The following is an 18,215-nucleotide window of genomic DNA, read 5'->3' as shown; positions in this document are numbered from 1 at the left end:
GAGGGTTTGTCATGAAATTAGCCATTGTCACGGCCTGCCCGAACGGCATGGTCACCAGTGTGCTGTGCGCCCGCCTGCTCGATGCGGCGGCCCAGCGTCAGGGCTGGAGCACCAGCGTTGAAGTGGTCGATGCGGCGCACCCGGAACGTGAATTGTCGGCCGCCACCATTGAGGCGGCGGAGTGGGTGTTGCTGGTCGCCACCGGTGATGTCGACATGCGCCGTTTCGTCGGCAAGCGCGTGTTCCGCATCGCCCCGGCGCAAGCGCTGCAGGATGTCGAAGCGGTGCTGCGCCGTGGTGCGCAAGAGGCCGAAGTTTACCTCGCCAGCGAAGCCGTCCCGGTTGCCGCTGCGCCACGTGCGCCACGCATCGTCGCCATCACTGCGTGCCCGACGGGTGTTGCCCACACCTTCATGGCGGCCGAGGCGTTGCAGCAGACGGCCAAGCGTCTGGGCTATGAACTGCACGTCGAAACCCAAGGCTCGGTCGGCGCGAAAACCCCGCTCAGCGCAACGGCGATTGCCGAGGCTGACGTGGTGTTGCTGGCGGCCGACATCGAAGTCGCCACCGAGCGTTTCGCCGGCAAGAAAATCTACCGTTGCGGCACCGGCATTGCCCTCAAGCAATCCGAAGCGACACTGAAAAAAGCCCTCGCCGAAGCTCAGGTCGAGAGCGCTGCGAGCGACGGCAAGGCGCCGGCCAAGCAAGAGAAAACCGGGGTTTACAAACACCTGCTGACCGGTGTCTCGTTCATGCTGCCGATGGTGGTGGCCGGTGGTCTGATGATCGCGCTGTCGTTCGTCTTCGGCATCACCGCGTTCAAGGAAGAAGGCACGCTGGCGGCAGCGCTGATGCAGATCGGCGGCGAAACCGCGTTCAAGCTGATGGTGCCGCTGCTCGCCGGGTACATTGCCTACTCGATCGCCGACCGCCCGGGCCTGGCGCCGGGGATGATTGGTGGCTTGCTCGCCAGCACGCTGGGGGCAGGGTTTATCGGCGGGATCGTCGCCGGGTTTATCGCCGGTTATGCGGCCAAGGCCATCAGTCGTTATGTGGCATTGCCGCAGAGCCTCGAAGCGCTGAAACCGATTCTGATCATTCCGTTGTTCGCCAGCCTGATCACCGGTCTGGTGATGATCTACGTGGTCGGTAAACCGGTCGCGGGGATGCTTGCGGCACTGACGCATTTTCTCGACAGCATGGGCACCACCAACGCGATCCTGCTCGGCGTGTTGCTCGGCGGCATGATGTGCGTCGACCTTGGTGGACCGATCAACAAAGCCGCGTATGCCTTCTCGGTGGGGCTGCTGGCTTCGCAGAGTTACGCGCCGATGGCCGCGACCATGGCTGCCGGCATGGTGCCGCCAATCGGGCTGGGCATTGCCACGTTCATCGCCCGCCGCAAGTTCGCCCAGACCGAGCGCGAGGCCGGTAAAGCGGCGCTGGTGCTGGGGCTGTGTTTCATCTCCGAAGGGGCGATTCCGTTTGCCGCGAAAGACCCGCTGCGAGTGATTCCGGCGAGCATCGCCGGAGGTGCGTTGACCGGCGCGTTGTCGATGTACTTCGGCTGCAAACTGATGGCACCGCACGGTGGCTTGTTTGTGCTGGCGATCCCGAATGCGATCAATCATGCGTTGCTGTATCTGCTGGCGATTGTCGCGGGGAGTCTGTTGACGGCCGTTGTCTATGCGACGGTCAAACGCCCGGAAGCCGTTGAGTTGGCGCTGGAACCGGCGAAGGCTTAACTGGCTCCACAAAACCCTGTGGGAGCGAGCCTGCTCGCGAATGCAATCTGCCAGCGACATGTATGTTGACTGGTACACCGCTTTCGCGAGCAGGCTCGCTCCCACAATGGTTAGTGGTGTCATGGCGAGTTCATATAGCCGTGCTTAAGTTTTCCTTTTTTCAGGGAGAACACGCATGAGCGATTTCAATATCGGTCGCCGACGGGTCATGCAGGTTGTCGGTGCCGGGCTGCTGATGCCGGGGCTGGCGCCGGCGGTGATCGCGTCAGTCAAGGATCGGCCGCAACTCACCGACGGCGTGCAGTCCGGCGACCTGCAAGGCGACCGCGCGATGATCTGGAGCCGCAGCGATCGCCCGGCACGGATGGTGGTCGAGTGGGACACCCGTAGCCAGTTTCGCCACCCGCGCCGTGTAGTCTCGGCACTGGCAGATGCGCGCACCGACTTCACCGCCCGCGTCGAACTCACCGGGCTGCCCGCTGATCAGGCGATTTTCTACCGGGTGTATTTCAAGGACGCACAATCCGGCGTCGCCAGCGAGCCGTGGCTCGGCCATTTGCGCAGCGCTCCGAAGGCGCGGCGCAATATCCGTTTCGTCTGGAGTGGCGACACCGTCGGCCAGGGCTTCGGCATCAATCCGGACATCGGCGGCATGCGCATCTACGAATCCATGCGCCTGCGCCTGCCGGACTTCTTTATCCACAGCGGCGACACCATCTACGCCGACGGCCCGGTGCCGGCGCAACTGACCACAGAGGGCGGGCGGATCTGGCGCAACCTCACCACCGAGGCCAAGAGCAAAGTCGCGCAGACCCTTGACGATTATCGCGGCAATTATCGCTACAACCTGATGGACGAAAACATCCGCCGTTTCAACGCCGAAGTCCCGCAGATCTGGCAGTGGGACGACCACGAAGTGGTCAACAACTGGTCGCCGGGCAAGCAGCTCGACGAGCGTTATCAGGAAAAAGATATCCACACCCTGGTCGGCCGCGCGCGCAAGGCCTGGCTGGAATATTCGCCGATGCGTTTGCAGGCGGCCGACGGCGGGGGGCGAATTTATCGCAAGCTCAGCTACGGGCCGATGCTCGATGTGTTCGTGCTCGACATGCGCAGCTATCGCGGGGCCAACGACGACAATCTCGGCGCGGCCAAACCGTTCCTCGGGCGTGAGCAACTGGACTGGCTCAAGCGTGGCTTGAAGCACTCCAAGGCGCAGTGGAAGGTGATCGCCGCCGACATGCCGATCGGCCTCGGTGTGCCCGACGGTGAAGTCAGCCCGGGCGTCGCACGCTGGGAGGCCGTGGCCAACGGTGATCCGGGCCCGGCGCAGGGACGTGAGCTGGAAGTCGCCGAGTTGCTCGGTTTTCTGCGGGCGCAGCAGGTGCGCAATTTCGTGTTTCTCACGGCGGACGTGCATTACTGCGCGGCGCATCACTACCACCCGGAGCGCGCGGCGTTTCAGGATTTTGAACCATTCTGGGAATTTGTCGCCGGGCCGCTGAATGCCGGGAGTTTCGGTCCTAATCCGCTGGACAAGACCTTCGGCCCGGAAGTGGTGTTCCAGAAGGCCCCACCCACGCAGAACGCTTCACCGTTTGCCGGCTTTCAGTTCTTTGGCGAGGTGAACATCGAAGGGCAGAGCGGGGAGATGAGTGTGGTGTTGCGGGATTTGAATGGGGTAGCGGTTTTCGAGCAGAAATTGCAGCCCGTTTAGACGCTGAGAACCTGTGGGAGCGGGCTTGCTCGCGAAGACGGTGTGTCAGCGAAGTCGATATCGACTGGCACGGCGCCTTCGCGAGCAAGCCCGCTCCCACCGGGTAATGATGGGTGTCAGTACACGTCGCGGCGGTAGCGGCCCTGTTCGATCAGACGTTCGACTTCGGTGGTACCGAGGATGTCGTTGAGTGCCTGATCGACGCCGGCGGCCATGCCCTGCAGGCTGCCGCAGATGTAGATCACCGCACCGTCAGTCAGCCATTTCTTCAGTTCGTCAGCGGATTCGCGCAGACGATCCTGCACGTAAATCTTTTGCGCCTGATCCCGCGAAAACGCCAGGTCCAGCCGTGCCAGATCGCCATTGATCAACCACTCTTCCAGCTCTGCACGGCAAAGGAAATCGTGCTGACGATTGCGCTCGCCGAACAGCAGCCAGTGACGCTGCTGACCGTCGGCGATGCGTGCTTTGAGCAGACTGCGCAGCCCGGCCAGCCCCGTGCCGTTGCCCAGCAGAATCATCGGCACCGGTTGGTTCGGCAAGTGGAAGCCACTGTTGCGCCGCACGCGCAGGCTGATGCTGCCGCCCACGGGCGCATGTTCGGTCAGCCAGCCGGAGCCGATGCCGAGGCTGCCGTCGCTGTGTTGTTCCTGACGCACGATCAGTTCCAGCACGCCGTCGGCGGCAATCGAGGCAATCGAGTATTCGCGCATGGCCAGCGGCACCATCGCATCCACCAGCGCTTGTGCATGCAGGCCGACCAGATGCGCGCGATGCTCGGGTAACTGGCGGCTGGCGAGGGCGACTTCCAGTGGCTCTTCGAGGCCGTTGATCTTCACCGTGGTTTCGCCACGAATGCCCAGGCCGTCGAGGAAGTGTTCGATGGCCCACGGGCAGTTGCGCGGCAGCACTTCCACCAGATCACCGGCCAGCCAGCTGCTGGTGCTCGGCGCCCTCAGGCCCAGCAGGTACACCGGCGCGCCGCTGCTGTCGGGGTTCATCAGTTCGCGGCTGACCAGCGTCCAGTTGTCGTAGCTCGGCGCTTGCCAGGTGTCGACCGGCGCTTGCCCGGTCAGCTGTCCGAGCTGGGTTTGCCAATGACGCAGGGCGTATGGGTCGCCGCTGTCGACTTCGACCGGGGCGAACAGGGTCTTGCCGCCGTGCTCGCCCAGCCACTGATGCAGGCGTCGGGCGAAACCGCAGAAATTCTGGTACTGGCGGTCGCCGAGGCCCAACACCGCATAGTTCAGGCCGTCGAAGCTTGCAGCGTTGCTCAGCACTTTGCGCTCGAAACCGCGGGCGCTGTCCGGTGCTTCGCCGTCGCCGAAGGTGCTGACCACGAACAGAGCGTTATTCGATTCACGCAGATCCTGCGCGCTGACGTTCGCCAGCGGCTGCACCTTCACCGGCAACCCGGCGGCTTGCAATTGCCCGGCGGTCTGCCACGCCAGTTGCTCGGCAAAACCGCTCTGGCTGGCGAAACCCACCAGCCATGCCGGTGCATCACCGCTCGATGGCTGGAGATCTTTGCGTGCGTCCTGAATCTGTTTTTTCTTGCGTCGGCGATCCAGATACAGCAGCCACCCGGTGATGAAAAACAGCGGCATGCACACGGCGGCGAGGGTGATGATGATCCGCCCGGCCAGACCGAAATAGCTGCCGACGTGCAGCGCGTAAATGCTGGTCAACAGCTGCGCCTTGAAGCTCTTGTCAGCGTAGCGGTCGACACGTTTGACCACGCCGGTGGCCGGGTCGAGGGTGATCTGGTTCAGCGCGCGATCATGCGGTGAGCTGTCGAGCAGGTAGAACACGGTCGCCGGTTGCCCGGCCACTGGCGGCATGCGGATGTTGTAGGCCGACAGGCCCGGGCCGGCAGCGCTGTAGATGCTGCTCCACATCGCCGCATAGTCGGCGGTCGGTGCCGGACCTTCTGGCGCCGGGCCGCGACCGCCGCGCACGCGCTCGTTTTGCGGCGCATCGGAAAGCAGTCTGGTCAGGCCTTTGTTGTACCACTCGTACGACCAGGACAACCCGGTCAACGCCAGCAGCAAATACACCAGCAGGCACCAGGTGCCAGCCACCGAGTGCAGATCCCAGTTGAAGCTGCGGCCCTTTTTCTTCCAGTCGAGGGTCAGCCACACGCGCCAGCTGTTCCACTGGCGTGGCCAGCGCAGATACAGCCCGGAGAGGCAGAAGAACAGCAGGATCAGGGTGCAGGCGCCGGTGATGTTGCGCCCGGTGTCGCCCATGGCGAGAAAGCGGTGCAGTTGCAGCATCAGGCCGAAGAAGTCCTGACCCACGGCGTCGCCCATGAACTCGCCGGTGTATGGGTTGAAGTAGCGCATCTCGCCACGGCGTTCGCCTTTTGGCGGGGTGAAGTAGACGCGCGCGGCGTTGCCACTGTCGGTCTCGACCCAGAGCATCCCGACTTTCTTGCCGGAGTTCGCTTCGATGTGTTCCACCAGCTCGACTGGAGGCAGGACGCCAGCGACCTGTTTTTCCACCTGCAACACCGACGGGTTCAGCGCCCGCAGGATTTCGTCCTGGAACGAATAGGCGGCACCGGTAATGCCCATCAGGGCCAGCACCAGCCCGGCAGTGATGCCGAAAAACCAGTGCAACTGGAACAGGGTTTTCTTCAACACGTCGCTCGCCTTGTCCGTTCGAAAATTGTCATCACGGCGCGCATTATGCCGTGGGTTGTCGAGAGCTTCTTTGATTACGCACAAAGGCCCCGTTCAATCTAATGAACGGGGCCGGATCTGCTGATTGCATTAACTGTGGGAGGGGGCTTGCTCCCGAATGCGTCGTGTCAGTCGATATCTATTTCACTGACACATCGCCTTCGCGAGCAAGCCCGCTCCCACATTTACCGCATCAATCAGAAGTGGAAGTTGGTGCTCAACAGCGCCGTACGGCCCGCCGCCTGGTTGGCGAAGTGGGTCGAGAAGGCTTTGTCGTAGTAGGTTTCATTGGTCAGGTTCTGCACGTTGAGTTGCAGGTCGACGTTCTTGCTCAGCTTGTAGGCGGCCATCGCGTCGTAACGTACATAGGAATCGACCATCGTGGTGTTGGCCACGCTGCCGTAGACGTCGTCGACGTAGAACGCGCCGCCACCGAGGGTCAGCTTCGGCGTGACCTGATAAGTGGTCCACAGGCTGGCGCTGTTTTTCGGCGTGTTGGGCAACTCGTTACCGTTGTTGATTTTGTTGGCTGGCAGGTCACCGCCGTCCACCTGTTCGCTGTCCATGTAGGCGTAGCCGGCGAACACTTGCCACTTGTCAGTGATCTTGCCGCTGGCCGACAGCTCGATACCTTGCACGCGGGTCTTGCCGGCGTTCTCGTAGGAGGTGGTGTCGACTTGTACACGAGCGTTTTCTTTCTCGGTGCGGAAGATGTCAGCGGTCAGCGACAGGCGATCGTTCAACAGATCCCACTTGGTGCCGATTTCGTAGTTCTTGGTGGTTTCCGGCTCCATGTCGCTCTTGAGCAGGTTGCCGTTGCGATCCGGGGTGCCGCCCAGCGGGTTGCCTTCCTGGCCTTCACCGAGGGTGTTGCCCGGTGGCGTCGCGGAGGTCGCGTAGGAGGCGTAGATGCTGCCGTTCGGTGCCGGTTTGTAGACCACGCCGAACTGACCGGTGACGAATTCGCTGGTGTCATCACCCTTGGAGGTGGTGGTGCCGGCGTTGTTGTAGGTCTTGTAGTCGGTGTCGAAGTGGTCGTAACGCAGGCCCATGTTCACCAGCCACTGCTCGGACAACTCCAGGGTGTCGAACGCATACAGCGCGTAAGTGTTGGCCTTGGTGTCGGTGCCGGCGTAGTTGCGCGAGATCGCGCCGTTCCACGGATCGTTCGGGTTCGGGTTCGACAGCGAGGTGCAGTTGTAGCCGCTCGATGCGCCAATCATCGACGGGGTGCAATTGGTGGTCGCAGCGCTGGTGCGCGGCGTGGTGTCAGTGTTGACGTTGTACGAGGACTTCTGGCCTTCCTCGCGGGTGTATTCGACACCGGTGGAGAAGCTGTTCTTGAAACCGGCGACGTAGAAATTGCCGAACAGATCAGTCTGGTTGGTGGTGGTCTCGGTGTTGCTGACCCGAGTGTTGGCACGGCGCCAGACGCTGCCATTGTTGACGTTGCCCTTGCTGTCGTCCGGCTGGGTGAGGATGTAATCCTGCATGCTGGTGCCATGGCGCAGGGTGTTCTTGATGGTCAGCGAGTCGCTCAGGTCATGCTCGATGGCGAAGGTCGCGGTGTCGGTGCGGCCCTTGCGGAAGTCGCGATCCAGACCGTAGAAGTTGCTGTGATCACCACCGGCGTACGGCTTGTCCGGGTTGGACTTGGTGCGTGCTGCCGAACCGCCGGCCGGAATGGTGTAGGGAATGCCCGAGTCCGGGGTGTCGTTGCTTTCCAGATGGTAGTAGTCGAGGTTGACGCGGGTGTCGGTGCCCAGGCCAAACGCCAGGGACGGCGCGATGCCCCAGCGATCGTAGTCGACCTTGTCGCGACCGGCGACGTTGCTCTCGTGGCTCATCAGGTTCAGGCGGCCGGCAGCGGTGTCGCTGAACTGGTAGTTGCCGTCCAGGGTGTAACGCTGGGTCTGGTCGGAACCCCAGGTGAAGCCGCCGTCGAACGAATTGCCCAGGTGCGCTTTCTTGCTCACCAGGTTGATGCTGCCGCCAGCCGCGCCGCGACCGCCGATGGCGGAGTTCGGGCCCTTGCTGACTTCGATGTTTTCCACGGCAAAGATTTCGCGACTTTGCGAACCGGTGTCGCGCACGCCGTCGAGGTAGGTGTCGCCCTGGGCGTCGAAACCACGAATGAACGGACGATCGCCCTGCGGGTTGCCGCCTTCACCGGCACCGAAGGTGATACCCGGCACGGTGCGCAGCGCGTCCTGCATGTTCAGGGCGCCGGTGTCTTTCAGGACTTGTTGCGGAATGACGGTGACCGAGCGCGGCGTGTCGACCAGCGGTGCGGTGTACTTGGGCGAGGAGGCTTTTTCGACCTGGTAGGACGTCGAGTCCTGCGCTTCGCCGGTGATGGCGGTAGCGTCCAGAGCGATGGCATTGCCGGAAGCTTTGCTGTCGGTCTTTTCCGCGGCGAAGACCATGTGGCCAGCAGAGCCGGCGGTGATGGCGACACCAATGGCCGAAGCAAGCAAACGTGGTGAACTGACCGGCAATTGAACCTGTTGACGTGACATTTTTATTCCCCTCCCCAAGGATTTGAGGTCGCGGAATATAGGGTAAACAGGTATTCGTATCAATTGCGAAACATTGTTATTCGCGACGAATTTACATTCTTTACAATTTAACCTTACGGTTTTTGCCGATTCATCCGTCGTGCGGGTTTTACACAGCCAATAAGAATCAATACCATTGGCACCCCTTTACCATCAGGTACGATCGCCATGCTGCTGCACATCCCCGGCCTGTTCGCCAAAGCAGAAGTGCAGCGCATCCGCGAGGCGCTGGAGCAGGCGGATTGGGCTGATGGCAAGATCACCGCCGGCTATCAGTCGGCGAAGGCCAAGCACAATCTGCAGCTCCCGGAAGGCCATCCGCTGGCCAAGGAAATCGGTGCAGCGATGCTCGAGCGGCTGTGGAAAAATCCGCTGTTCATGTCGGCCGCGCTGCCGCACAAAGTATTCCCGCCGTTACTCAACTGCTACACGGCGGGCGGCAGTTTCGACTTTCACATCGACAACGCCGTGCGTCAGCCCAAAGGCAGCATCGAGCGGGTGCGCACCGATCTGTCGGCCACACTGTTTTTCAGCGAACCCGAGGATTACGACGGCGGCGAGCTGGAGATCCAGGACACCTTCGGCACGCAACGGGTGAAACTGCCCGCCGGCGACATGGTGCTGTACCCCGGCACCAGCCTGCACAAGGTCAATGCCGTCACCCGCGGCGCTCGTTATGCGTCGTTCTTCTGGACGCAAAGTCTGGTGCGCGAAGACAGCCAGCGCGCTCTGCTGTTCGAGATGGACGGGGCGATCCAGCAGCTCACTCAAGACATGCCCGATCACCCGTCGCTGATCCGCCTCACCGGCACCTATCACAATCTGTTGCGGCGCTGGGTCGAGGTATGAGTTTTCAACTGCGACGCGAAGAAGTACTCGACGGCGCCCAGCTCAACGCCATGCTTGAAGAAAGCCCGGCGCGTGCGGCGCAGGCGATTCTGCTCGCGGCCGGCCAGGGCATTGTTGAAGCGCAGGCGCTGCTCGGGCAGATCCTGCTCGATGGCCGTGGCATCGCCCAGGATCAACCCTTGGCACTGCGCTGGTTTGGTATCGCTGCCGGGCAAGGGCACTTGATGGCGCGCAACATGCTGGGGCGTTGTCATGAACATGGCTGGGGGTGTGTGGCGAATGCCGCGATTGCCGCGCAGCATTATCGAATTGCCGCTGACGCGGGGCTGGATTGGGCGATGTACAACCTGGCCAACCTGTTGGGTACCGGGCGCGGAGTGACGTTGGATCATGCTCAGGCCCTGGGGCTGTATCAGCGCGCCGCTGAAGCCGGCCACGCCAAGTCGATGAACCTGCTGGGGCGTTATCTGGAAGAAGGGCTGGTCTGTCGGGCCGACCCGGTCGCCGCGCGCGACTGGTACCGACGCTCGGCCGAGGGCGGAGATTTTCGTGGGCAGTTCAGTTATGCCGCAATGCTGGCTGATGCTGGATTGATCGAGGACGCACTGGGCTGGTTGCGCAAGGCACTGGCTACAGGGAACGTGAATTTTCTGCGGGTGAGCATGAGTTCATTATCGAGCGCCCGTCATCCGTCGATTCGCCAGATGGCCGATGCTTATCGGCAGCGGCTTGGGGAATTGCTCGTCGCTTGAGTCATTAAAAAGTCTTTCGGTTGGCCATTGGTTAGTTGGATTTTCTGCTTCTTGTATTTAATTTTAATAGTTAATAACTTGGCGAATTAGTTGTATCTGCCTACTGTCGGGTTCGATGTTGTTCAAGTGATTGGAAGTTTGTTGTCGGCATCGAAAATAAATTAGCCGTTATTAATATCCACGGAAGACAAGGAGTCTTTGATGGAACTCAAGTTAAATGACAAGGTGGTCGAGGCCGCCGCGAAAGCGCCTCTGGCATTTGTAAATGCCTCGCTGGGCGTGGGTGAGGAATATAACCGGGGTACCGGTATACAACTGACCAAAGAGCAAATTATCAGTCTCAGGAAGTATGAAGTTCTCGGCCTCTCGCTGCCCGTCCGGTTGCAAGATGTTATTGCCTATCTAAACTATGGTGCGGGTGATGAAGGCGGCGTGGGCCTGAAAGCGGGAGATTTCCTGCGCACCTTCAGCATGACCTATGATCACGCCAAACGCTGGTCGCCATTGCGCGAAAAGATCATGTTGACCGGTAACGATCTGAGAATCTTTGCTGGCAGTATTATCCGCACGGGTAACGCCATTGTTGAAGTGTATGAGGATCTCAAGGCCTCGAGGTATCTCGAAGAGCACAACATCAATACGCCTGAGGAATACCTGAATCTGCAACGGCAGATTCCGGGTCTGCCTGATCTTGACCTGTCTTCGGAAGATATCCTGGATATCAAGGCGTATCTCAATGACCTGTTGGCTAAAGTTGCGCATTGTCATCAGGAAGCCGAGCGCGTTCGGGCCCTGCTGGACAGTTTTGGCGCCGATATGCGTGAAAAGGTGCTGCCGGAAATTGCCTTGCGACTGCAGTTCGTCTCCAGGAACACTTATCAGAACGATACCAAGGCGCTGCAGGAAGTCATTGATCAGCGCGCAAAAGAAATTGATGAACTGAACAAACAGTACGATCAACTGGTGCAGGAAGCGATCAAGTCGGCAGCCACCCTGAATATTGGCGGATTGATTCTTGGCATTTACCAAGGCGTCAAGGCCGAGAAAATCCGCTCTGAACGTAATCGCCTGAAGCAACTGCAGCAGGTCGATAACCAGAGTATGGCAAGCAAGAACCAGACGCTGAGTTCGTTGAACAAGGTTCGAGATGATTTGCAGAATTTGAGTTACGTGGCGATTGAAGCCGAGGTCGCGACTCAGAACCTGATGCTGGTATGGAATGCCCTCAGTGATTACGTCGAGGCGTCGTTCAAGGAAGTTGACGGTATTTTCGAAGCGACTTCGCTACGCCGTTTCAAGATTCAATTACTGAGTATCATCGATCCCTGGGAGCAGATAAAAGTCAGCTCTGATCAGTTGCTGAAAGTGTTTGAAGAGGCTGACAGGGAATATGAAAGAAGTGGGCTGGTTGTTCGGAGTGGGTCAATGATGTCTTTGCTATCGGTTAGTTCGGCTGTACCCGCATTCAACATGCCCCGCCTGCGTGAGCATAATGCGGGTGTGCAGGGTCTTAATACCACGGCTCAGATGCTCTTCGAGCAATTCGATTACATGCCTGGAACTGTCGGGGCCATGAACAATCTGGCGCTCGCCATCAACAAGGCCACCTACGATCTGCGGAGTCAGGCACAGGCCACCAGCATTTACCTGGAACGCGCCGATAAAAAACTGCGCAGCTATCAAGCTGAGCTGGAGTATCCGGACGACGCGGACGAAGTTCGCGAGGATATGGAGGTCGAGCTGAAGAATATCTTCAACAAGGTGGCGGTGCAGAACGAAGATCTGAAAGCTGTGCACAAGAGCATCAGCGCTTATTACGATCGCAGCGCCTCGGCCGAGTGGATCGTGACGCTCAAGGCCGAGCGTGTCACCACGATCGAGCTCAAGGCCAGATCCGACAAAAAACTCGCAGACCTGACGACCGAAATGAAGTCTGTTTCCGAGGGTATTGATCTGATCGCCAAGGCTGGCATCGAGAAAATTGGCGAACAAGCGCAGTTGTCTCTGGAAAGCCTCAAGGCATTGGGACTGGCGCCACCTCAGGTGCAAGTTGCCCTGCTGGCTATCGAGACGCTGAAGAAACTGATTTCCGGCATTGGCGAGGCCGTTTCCTTTCTCAATATGCTGGCAGCGTACAACCGGCTGAATGAACAGGCAGGTGATCTGCGCACACAGATCAACAAATACAGCAAAGACCTCGCGCGCATTGAAGGCCGGATCGAGCTGGTCGAAACCCTGGATCAACTGGATGACGGCCGTGCGGCTTACGCTGGAGAGTTCAGCGTTCTGATCGATGACTTTACCCGCTTCGCCAATGATTTCAGACAGAACACTGCGCTTCCCGTTGAAACCCGGGCGCAAGCAGCGATTGATCGAGTCGCCGAAGTCGTCAGGCATCTACAGAGCATTCATCAATAACAAGGAGCTGGAAAGGTGGGCGACTAGCCTGCCTTTCCTGAAACGGCATGAATGCTTTGGCTTATGAATTTTCAGCGATGCAACGGCGTGTACTGGACCGTTACGCGCGATTTCTCGGCACCTTGCCGACGACATTCAATGCGATACCGCTGGTCTTCGAGCGCCGGAGAAAGGCAGGGCATCAATTGGCCGTCCTGGCCAAAGACTCGCGTCTGGAGAACGCCCGGTTCAATCAGCGCTATCTGCAGGATTTCTGGGCTCGTACCGAAGCGTCGAGGCGTCTTGGCGCAGGGTATCTAGGGGATCTGCAAGTGTTTACCCGCGAAGCCCTGGATATCACAGGCAACACCTCCAGACACGAGCCTGTCAGCCAGGTGGACTTTCGGCTGTTCAGCCTTTCGCGGTCGACCAGCTGGCAGTTGTTCCCAGCAGAGGATGTGCCTGACCTGATCCACGAACTGGCACTGCGTTTCTATGCGCTGCAGGCCGAGATACGGCAGCTGAAATACACAGTCGTGGAAGTGTACGACGAGTCATTTGGCTTGAAGTCAGTGTTTCTCGGCGCTATGGATCACCGCTCCTGCCTGTGTCATGCGACGCCAACCGTTGCCGAAGGGTTGTTTGGCGATTCATTGACGACGCCTGTCTGGGATCTGGCTTATGCATCGACCGATCCGGCCATCAGGGCGGCTGAATACCAGGCTGATATCGCGGCGTTATTCAATGGGTTCGTGTCGGTGAATACGCAGATGGGGCTATTCATCGAAGCGCTTTATCAGCGCCTCGACAACGTGTGCAATCAACTCTTGCAGGCGAAGGCTGCGGTGAAACTGAGTGAGCTGAATTTCAAACTCGCCGCGATGACCGAGAGCGCCAATGAGTGCATGGCAATGCTTGATCATCTTGAGGCGTGGCTGCGCCCATAAAAAAAGGCCCATGATTGCTCATGGGCCTTTTTCTCAATCGCTACGTATTACACGTAGAACGATTTCAGCGGCGGGAAGCCATTGAATTCGACGGCGCTGTAACTGGTGGTGTACGCACCGGTCGACAGCCAGTACAGGCGATCACCGATGGCCAGGTTCAGCGGCAGGCCGTATTTGTAGTTCTCGTACATGATGTCGGCGCTGTCGCAGGTCGGGCCGGCGATGACGACTTCTTCCATCTCGCCTTTTTTCTCGGTCCAGATCGGGAACTTGATCGCCTCGTCCATGGTTTCGATCAGGCCGGAGAACTTGCCCACATCGGTGTAGACCCAACGCTCGACGGCGGTGCGGGATTTACGTGCAACCAGTACCACTTCGCTGACCAGAATGCCGGCGTTGGCGATCAACGAACGGCCCGGCTCCAGAATGATTTCCGGCAGGTCATCGCCGAAGTCTTCTTTCAGGAAGCGGATGATCTCTTCGGCGTAGGTTTCCAGGCTGTTGGTACGGGTGATGTAGTTGGCCGGGAAGCCGCCGCCCATGTTGATCAGCTTCAAGTGAATGCCGTCTTCTTCTTTCAGGCGCTCGAAGATCACTTTGACCTTGGCGATCGCCGCGTCCCAGACACTGATGTCGCGCTGTTGCGAACCGACGTGGAACGAGATGCCGTACGGCACCAGGCCCAGGTCGCGGGCGAGGATCAGCAGGTCCATGGCCATGTCGGTCTGGCAGCCGAACTTGCGCGACAGTGGCCAGTCAGCGGTGGTCGAGCCTTCGGTGAGGATGCGCACATAGACTTTCGCACCCGGCGCAGCCTTGGCAATGTTGCGCAGGTCGGCTTCGGAGTCGGTGGCGAACAGGCGCACACCCTTCTCGTAGAAGTAGCGGATGTCCTTGGACTTTTTGATGGTGTTGCCGTAGCTGATCTGGTCCGGGCTGACGCCACGGCTCAGCACTTTGTCCAGCTCATAGATGGAGGCGATGTCGAAGCTCGATCCTTTCTCTTTGAGCAGGTCGATGATCTCGACAGCCGGGTTGGCCTTGACCGCGTAGTAGACCTTGGCGAATTCGAAACCGGCGCGCAGGTCGTCGTAGGCCTGGGCGATCATCGCGGTGTCGATCACCACGAACGGGGTTTCCTGTTTGTCGGCGAACGCCTTCATTTTCTGAAAGGTTTCGCGCGCGAAATAGTCTTCGACCTGGATCGACATGCTGGAGTGCTCCTATGGGCAAACGGGTAAAAACATGGGTGTAAATGAACGTCCTCCGTATCCCCACTTTGGTTCGCCTACTTCCCAAGGCATGTCGCCGAAAGCAAAAAGGCCACGGGCGTATCTGCCCTTGGCCTTGCTGTCTCGTCGTCAGTACTTGAGCCGGATGGATCGTTTCCAGCATGGACGTTCGGCGCGAACTTTAGGGCGTGAGGGACCTGAGATCAACTAAAAATGTCGCGTTTTTGCACGCTTCTGACGTACGTCGCGGATATCACTCTTTGTAGCCGACCCAGATGACGGACAGATGTTCCCCGAGAATTTTCATGTGTTAAAAATACCTGCACGTTCGCGGCTTTTGTCGACTAACTCGTGGGTAAGTGCGATAGGCGCAACATCGGCGACGTTGGCGACGAGAGGTGGGTGTGAAGGGGATTTTGGCCGTTTGGGAGCGGGTGTTTGCAGAGGTTCTGTGAACGCAGCTGTTGAGATTCTTTTCCGCCCTGCGAATCATCAGGAAATTGCACGAATCCTGTGGGAGCGAGCCTGCTCGCGAAGACATTTTCACAGCCAACATCATTGTTGCCTGTTATTGCGCATTCGCGAGCAGGCTCGCTCCCACAGGTCAGGTGTTTTTACGCGACCACAGCCTCAGCCGGCGAGACGATATTGGTCTTCATCCCGCGCGAACGACCCGAGCTCAGGTAAGCCGCAATCGACTCCTGCGTCACCTCACCGAGGAACACCCGCTCGGCATCCATCACCGGCAGCCACGAACGGTTGAACTCGTACATGCGCGACAACAGGATGCGCAGGTGTTCGTCGTACGCCGCGGTGGCGTTGAACTCACGCAGATACTGCGCGCAGGTGCCGGTCTGGCGGTGCAGGTCGCGACGACGCACATAGCCCAGCGCCTTGTTCTCGGCACAGGTGACCACCACATAGCGTCGGTCATGCTCGTCCATCAACTCCAGCGCATCGGCCACCGGGGTTTCGGGGCTGACTGACGGCGCGTTGTCCGCTGCGTCTTCAGCCTTCACCAGCAGCAGGCGTTTGAGGGTGCTGTCCTGGCCGACGAAGTTGCTGACGAAATCATCTGCCGGATGCGCGAGCAGGGTGTCCGGATGATCGATCTGCAGCAGTTTGCCGGCACGGAAGATCGCGATCTTGTCACCGAGTTTGATCGCCTCGTCGATGTCGTGGCTGACCATGATCACGGTCTTGTTCAGCGCGCGCTGCATCTCGAAGAACTCGTTCTGGATCATCTCGCGATTGATCGGGTCGACCGCACCAAACGGCTCGTCCATCAGCAACAACGGCGCATCCGCCGCCAATGCGCGGATCACACCGATACGCTGTTGCTGGCCGCCGGACAGTTCACGCGGATAGCGATGCAGATACTGCTTGGGCTCGAGCTTGATCATGCTCATCAGTTCGCGAGCGCGGTCGTGGCATTTCTGTTTGTCCCAGCCGAGCAGTTTCGGCACCACGACGATGTTCTCTTCGATGGTCATGTTCGGGAACAGGCCGATCTGCTGGATCACGTAGCCGATGTTGCGGCGCAGGGTGACTTCGTCGAGGTCGGTGGTGTCTTCGCCGTTGATCAGGATCTTGCCCGAGGTCGGCTTGATCAGGCGGTTGATCATTTTCAGCGTGGTGCTTTTGCCGCAACCCGATGGCCCGAGGAACACACAGATTTCGCCTTCATTGACGGTCAGGCTCACCGAGTCCACGGCTTTGACATCTTTGCCGTTGCTCTGGAAGGTCTTGCTGAGGTTTTGAAGTTCGATCATTTGAGGAGTCCTTTTGGAGTCAGCGTACGTTGCAGCCACTGCAGGAGAAGGTCGGCGAAGATCGCCAGAAGACTGACCAGCAGCGCGCCGACGATCAGCATCGACATGTCGCTGCGGCTGATGGAGGCGAGGATCAGCACGCCGAGGCCACCGGCGCCGATGGTCGCGGCGATGGTCATCACGCCGATGTTCATCACCACGGCGGTGCGCACGCCGGCGAGGATCACCGGCACGGCGATGGGTAATTCGACCATGCGCAGACGCTGTCCAAAGGTCATGCCGATGCCGCGTGCGGCTTCGCGGATGCCTGGTTCGACGCCAGTCAGGGCGAGGTAGGTGTTGCGCATGATCGGCAGCAGCGAATACAGGAACACGGCGGTGATTGCCGGCATCGGGCCGAGGCCTTGGCCGAATTTCGAGTAGAACGGCAGCAGCAGGCCGAACAGCGCAATCGATGGCACGGTCAGCAACACCGTGGCGCTGGCCTGCAAGGGGCCGGCGAGGCTCGGGAAGCGTGTCATCAGAATGCCCAACGGCACGCCAATGAGGATCGCCAGGCTCACGGCGATGCCGACGAGGGTGATGTGCTGCCAGGTCAGGTGCATCACCTGCTGCCAGTCGAGGTGGGAAAAGGCGTTCAGGAATTCCATGACTTTTCCTCCTTTAGTTCAGTGGATGCTGACGCAGGAAATCGGCGGCAACTTTCGAGGGGCTTTCGTGATCGACGTCGACCCGCGCATTGAGCTGGCGCATGGTTTCGTCATCGAACAGTTCGGCCAGCGGCTTGAGTTGCTCGGCCAGTTTCGGGTTGGCGTCCAGCGTCGCCTGACGCACAACCGGCGCGGCGGTGTAGTCGGGGAAATAGTGCTTGTCGTCTTCCAGCAGCTTGAGGCCGAAGGCGTTGAGGCGACCGTCGGTGGTGTAGACCAGGCCGGCAAACACCTGACCGTTGCGCAGTGCCGTATAAACCAGGCCCGCGTCCATCTGGCGGATATTTTTGCGGGTGAGGTTCATGCCGTAGAGGTCGACCATGCCGATCAAGCCGTCGGAGCGGTTGGCAAACTCGGTATCCAGCGCCACCAGATGATTGGTCTCGGCTTCGGCGCGCAGGACTTCGTTCAGCTGGCTGATGTTGTTGATCTGCGGATAGTCCTCAGCCACTTTTTTTGGCAGCGCGAGAGCGTAGGTGTTGCTGAATTTCGACGGTGTGAGCCAGATCAGACCTTTTTTCGCATCGAGTTCTTTGACCCGGGCGTAGGACTGTTCGCTGTCGAGTTTTTCGGTGACATGGTTGTAGGCCACCAGCGACACGCCGGTGTATTCCCAGAGCATGTCCAGTTGTCCGCTTTCGTGGGCGCTGCGGGCGAGGTTGCTGCCCAGACCGCCGGTGATCTGCGCGTCGTAGCCTTTGCTGCGCAGGTATTGCGCGGTGATTTCCGCGAGCAGGGTCTGCTCGGTGAACACCCGGGCGCCGAGGCGAATGAGCGGTTTTTCCGCCGCCTGGGCAAATCCTGCGAACAGCATGATGCAGCCTAAGATCAAGCTAAATCGTTTCATAAGTA

Annotated in this window: 12 protein-coding genes; 6 read left to right on the top strand and 6 right to left on the bottom strand. The window is 59.5% G+C overall.

The window, feature by feature from the left end; all coding sequences use genetic code 11:
- Positions 1-11 precede the first annotated feature (11 nt).
- Positions 12-1,745 (top strand): PTS fructose-like transporter subunit IIB, encoded by a 1,734-nt coding sequence (locus tag HDC30_RS20930; RefSeq protein WP_183784689.1) that lies wholly within the window; start codon positions 12-14, stop codon positions 1,743-1,745.
- Between the two features lie 175 nt (positions 1,746-1,920).
- Positions 1,921-3,462, top strand: coding sequence for an alkaline phosphatase (locus HDC30_RS20925; RefSeq protein WP_183784687.1), 1,542 nt, complete (start codon positions 1,921-1,923; stop codon positions 3,460-3,462).
- Between the two features lie 116 nt (positions 3,463-3,578).
- Here the strand turns inward: HDC30_RS20925 and HDC30_RS20920 are convergent, their stop codons facing one another.
- Entirely contained in the window at positions 3,579-6,107 is a 2,529-nt protein-coding gene (locus tag HDC30_RS20920) for a sulfite reductase flavoprotein subunit alpha (protein ID WP_183784684.1), read from the bottom strand.
- 236 nt (positions 6,108-6,343) lie between these two features.
- Positions 6,344-8,665, bottom strand: a complete 2,322-nt coding sequence (locus tag HDC30_RS20915; RefSeq protein ID WP_096795326.1) for a TonB-dependent siderophore receptor — start codon at positions 8,663-8,665, stop codon at positions 6,344-6,346.
- Between the two features lie 207 nt (positions 8,666-8,872).
- Between HDC30_RS20915 and HDC30_RS20910 the strand changes: the two genes are divergently transcribed.
- The 4 genes from HDC30_RS20910 to HDC30_RS20895 all read left to right on the top strand — a co-directional run bounded on the left by HDC30_RS20910 (position 8,873) and on the right by HDC30_RS20895 (position 13,649).
- Positions 8,873-9,553, top strand: coding sequence for a Fe2+-dependent dioxygenase (locus HDC30_RS20910; protein WP_027610799.1), 681 nt, complete (start codon positions 8,873-8,875; stop codon positions 9,551-9,553).
- Complete coding sequence (locus tag HDC30_RS20905) at positions 9,550-10,305, top strand: tetratricopeptide repeat protein (protein ID WP_103367768.1); 756 nt, start codon at positions 9,550-9,552, stop codon at positions 10,303-10,305. The genes HDC30_RS20910 and HDC30_RS20905 overlap by 4 nt, the downstream gene beginning before the upstream one ends.
- A gap of 201 nt (positions 10,306-10,506) precedes the next feature.
- The gene (locus HDC30_RS20900) at positions 10,507-12,723 is read left to right on the top strand and encodes an alpha-xenorhabdolysin family binary toxin subunit A (protein WP_183784682.1); all 2,217 of its coding nucleotides are present in this window, start codon (positions 10,507-10,509) and stop codon (positions 12,721-12,723) included.
- Positions 12,724-12,770: 47 nt separating this feature from the next.
- Positions 12,771-13,649, top strand: a complete 879-nt coding sequence (locus tag HDC30_RS20895; RefSeq protein WP_183784680.1) for a hypothetical protein — start codon at positions 12,771-12,773, stop codon at positions 13,647-13,649.
- Positions 13,650-13,696: 47 nt separating this feature from the next.
- On the opposite strand, the gene HDC30_RS20890 is transcribed toward HDC30_RS20895, so the two are convergent.
- The 4 genes from HDC30_RS20890 to HDC30_RS20875 all read right to left on the bottom strand — a co-directional run bounded on the left by HDC30_RS20890 (position 13,697) and on the right by HDC30_RS20875 (position 18,210).
- A complete protein-coding gene (locus tag HDC30_RS20890; RefSeq protein ID WP_039769212.1) occupies positions 13,697-14,860 on the bottom strand; it encodes a type III PLP-dependent enzyme in 1,164 nt (387 codons plus the stop codon).
- Between the two features lie 635 nt (positions 14,861-15,495).
- On the bottom strand, positions 15,496-16,653 hold the full coding sequence (locus tag HDC30_RS20885; RefSeq protein ID WP_003221591.1) for a betaine/proline/choline family ABC transporter ATP-binding protein: 1,158 nt from the start codon (positions 16,651-16,653) through the stop codon (positions 15,496-15,498).
- Positions 16,650-17,303, bottom strand: coding sequence for an ABC transporter permease (locus HDC30_RS20880; protein ID WP_183784677.1), 654 nt, complete (start codon positions 17,301-17,303; stop codon positions 16,650-16,652). Before HDC30_RS20880 ends, HDC30_RS20885 begins: the two co-directional genes overlap by 4 nt.
- 13 nt (positions 17,304-17,316) lie before the next feature.
- Positions 17,317-18,210: a glycine betaine ABC transporter substrate-binding protein gene (locus tag HDC30_RS20875; protein ID WP_183784675.1), complete on the bottom strand. Its 894-nt coding sequence runs from the start codon at positions 18,208-18,210 to the stop codon at positions 17,317-17,319.
- Positions 18,211-18,215 lie beyond the last annotated feature (5 nt).

Origin of the sequence: Pseudomonas sp. JAI115 (assembly GCF_014200835.1) — a bacterium.
Taxonomy (GTDB): domain Bacteria; phylum Pseudomonadota; class Gammaproteobacteria; order Pseudomonadales; family Pseudomonadaceae; genus Aquipseudomonas; species Aquipseudomonas putida_A.
Note: the sequence above shows the minus strand (reverse complement) of the source record. Positions and strands in the feature narration are given on the sequence as shown.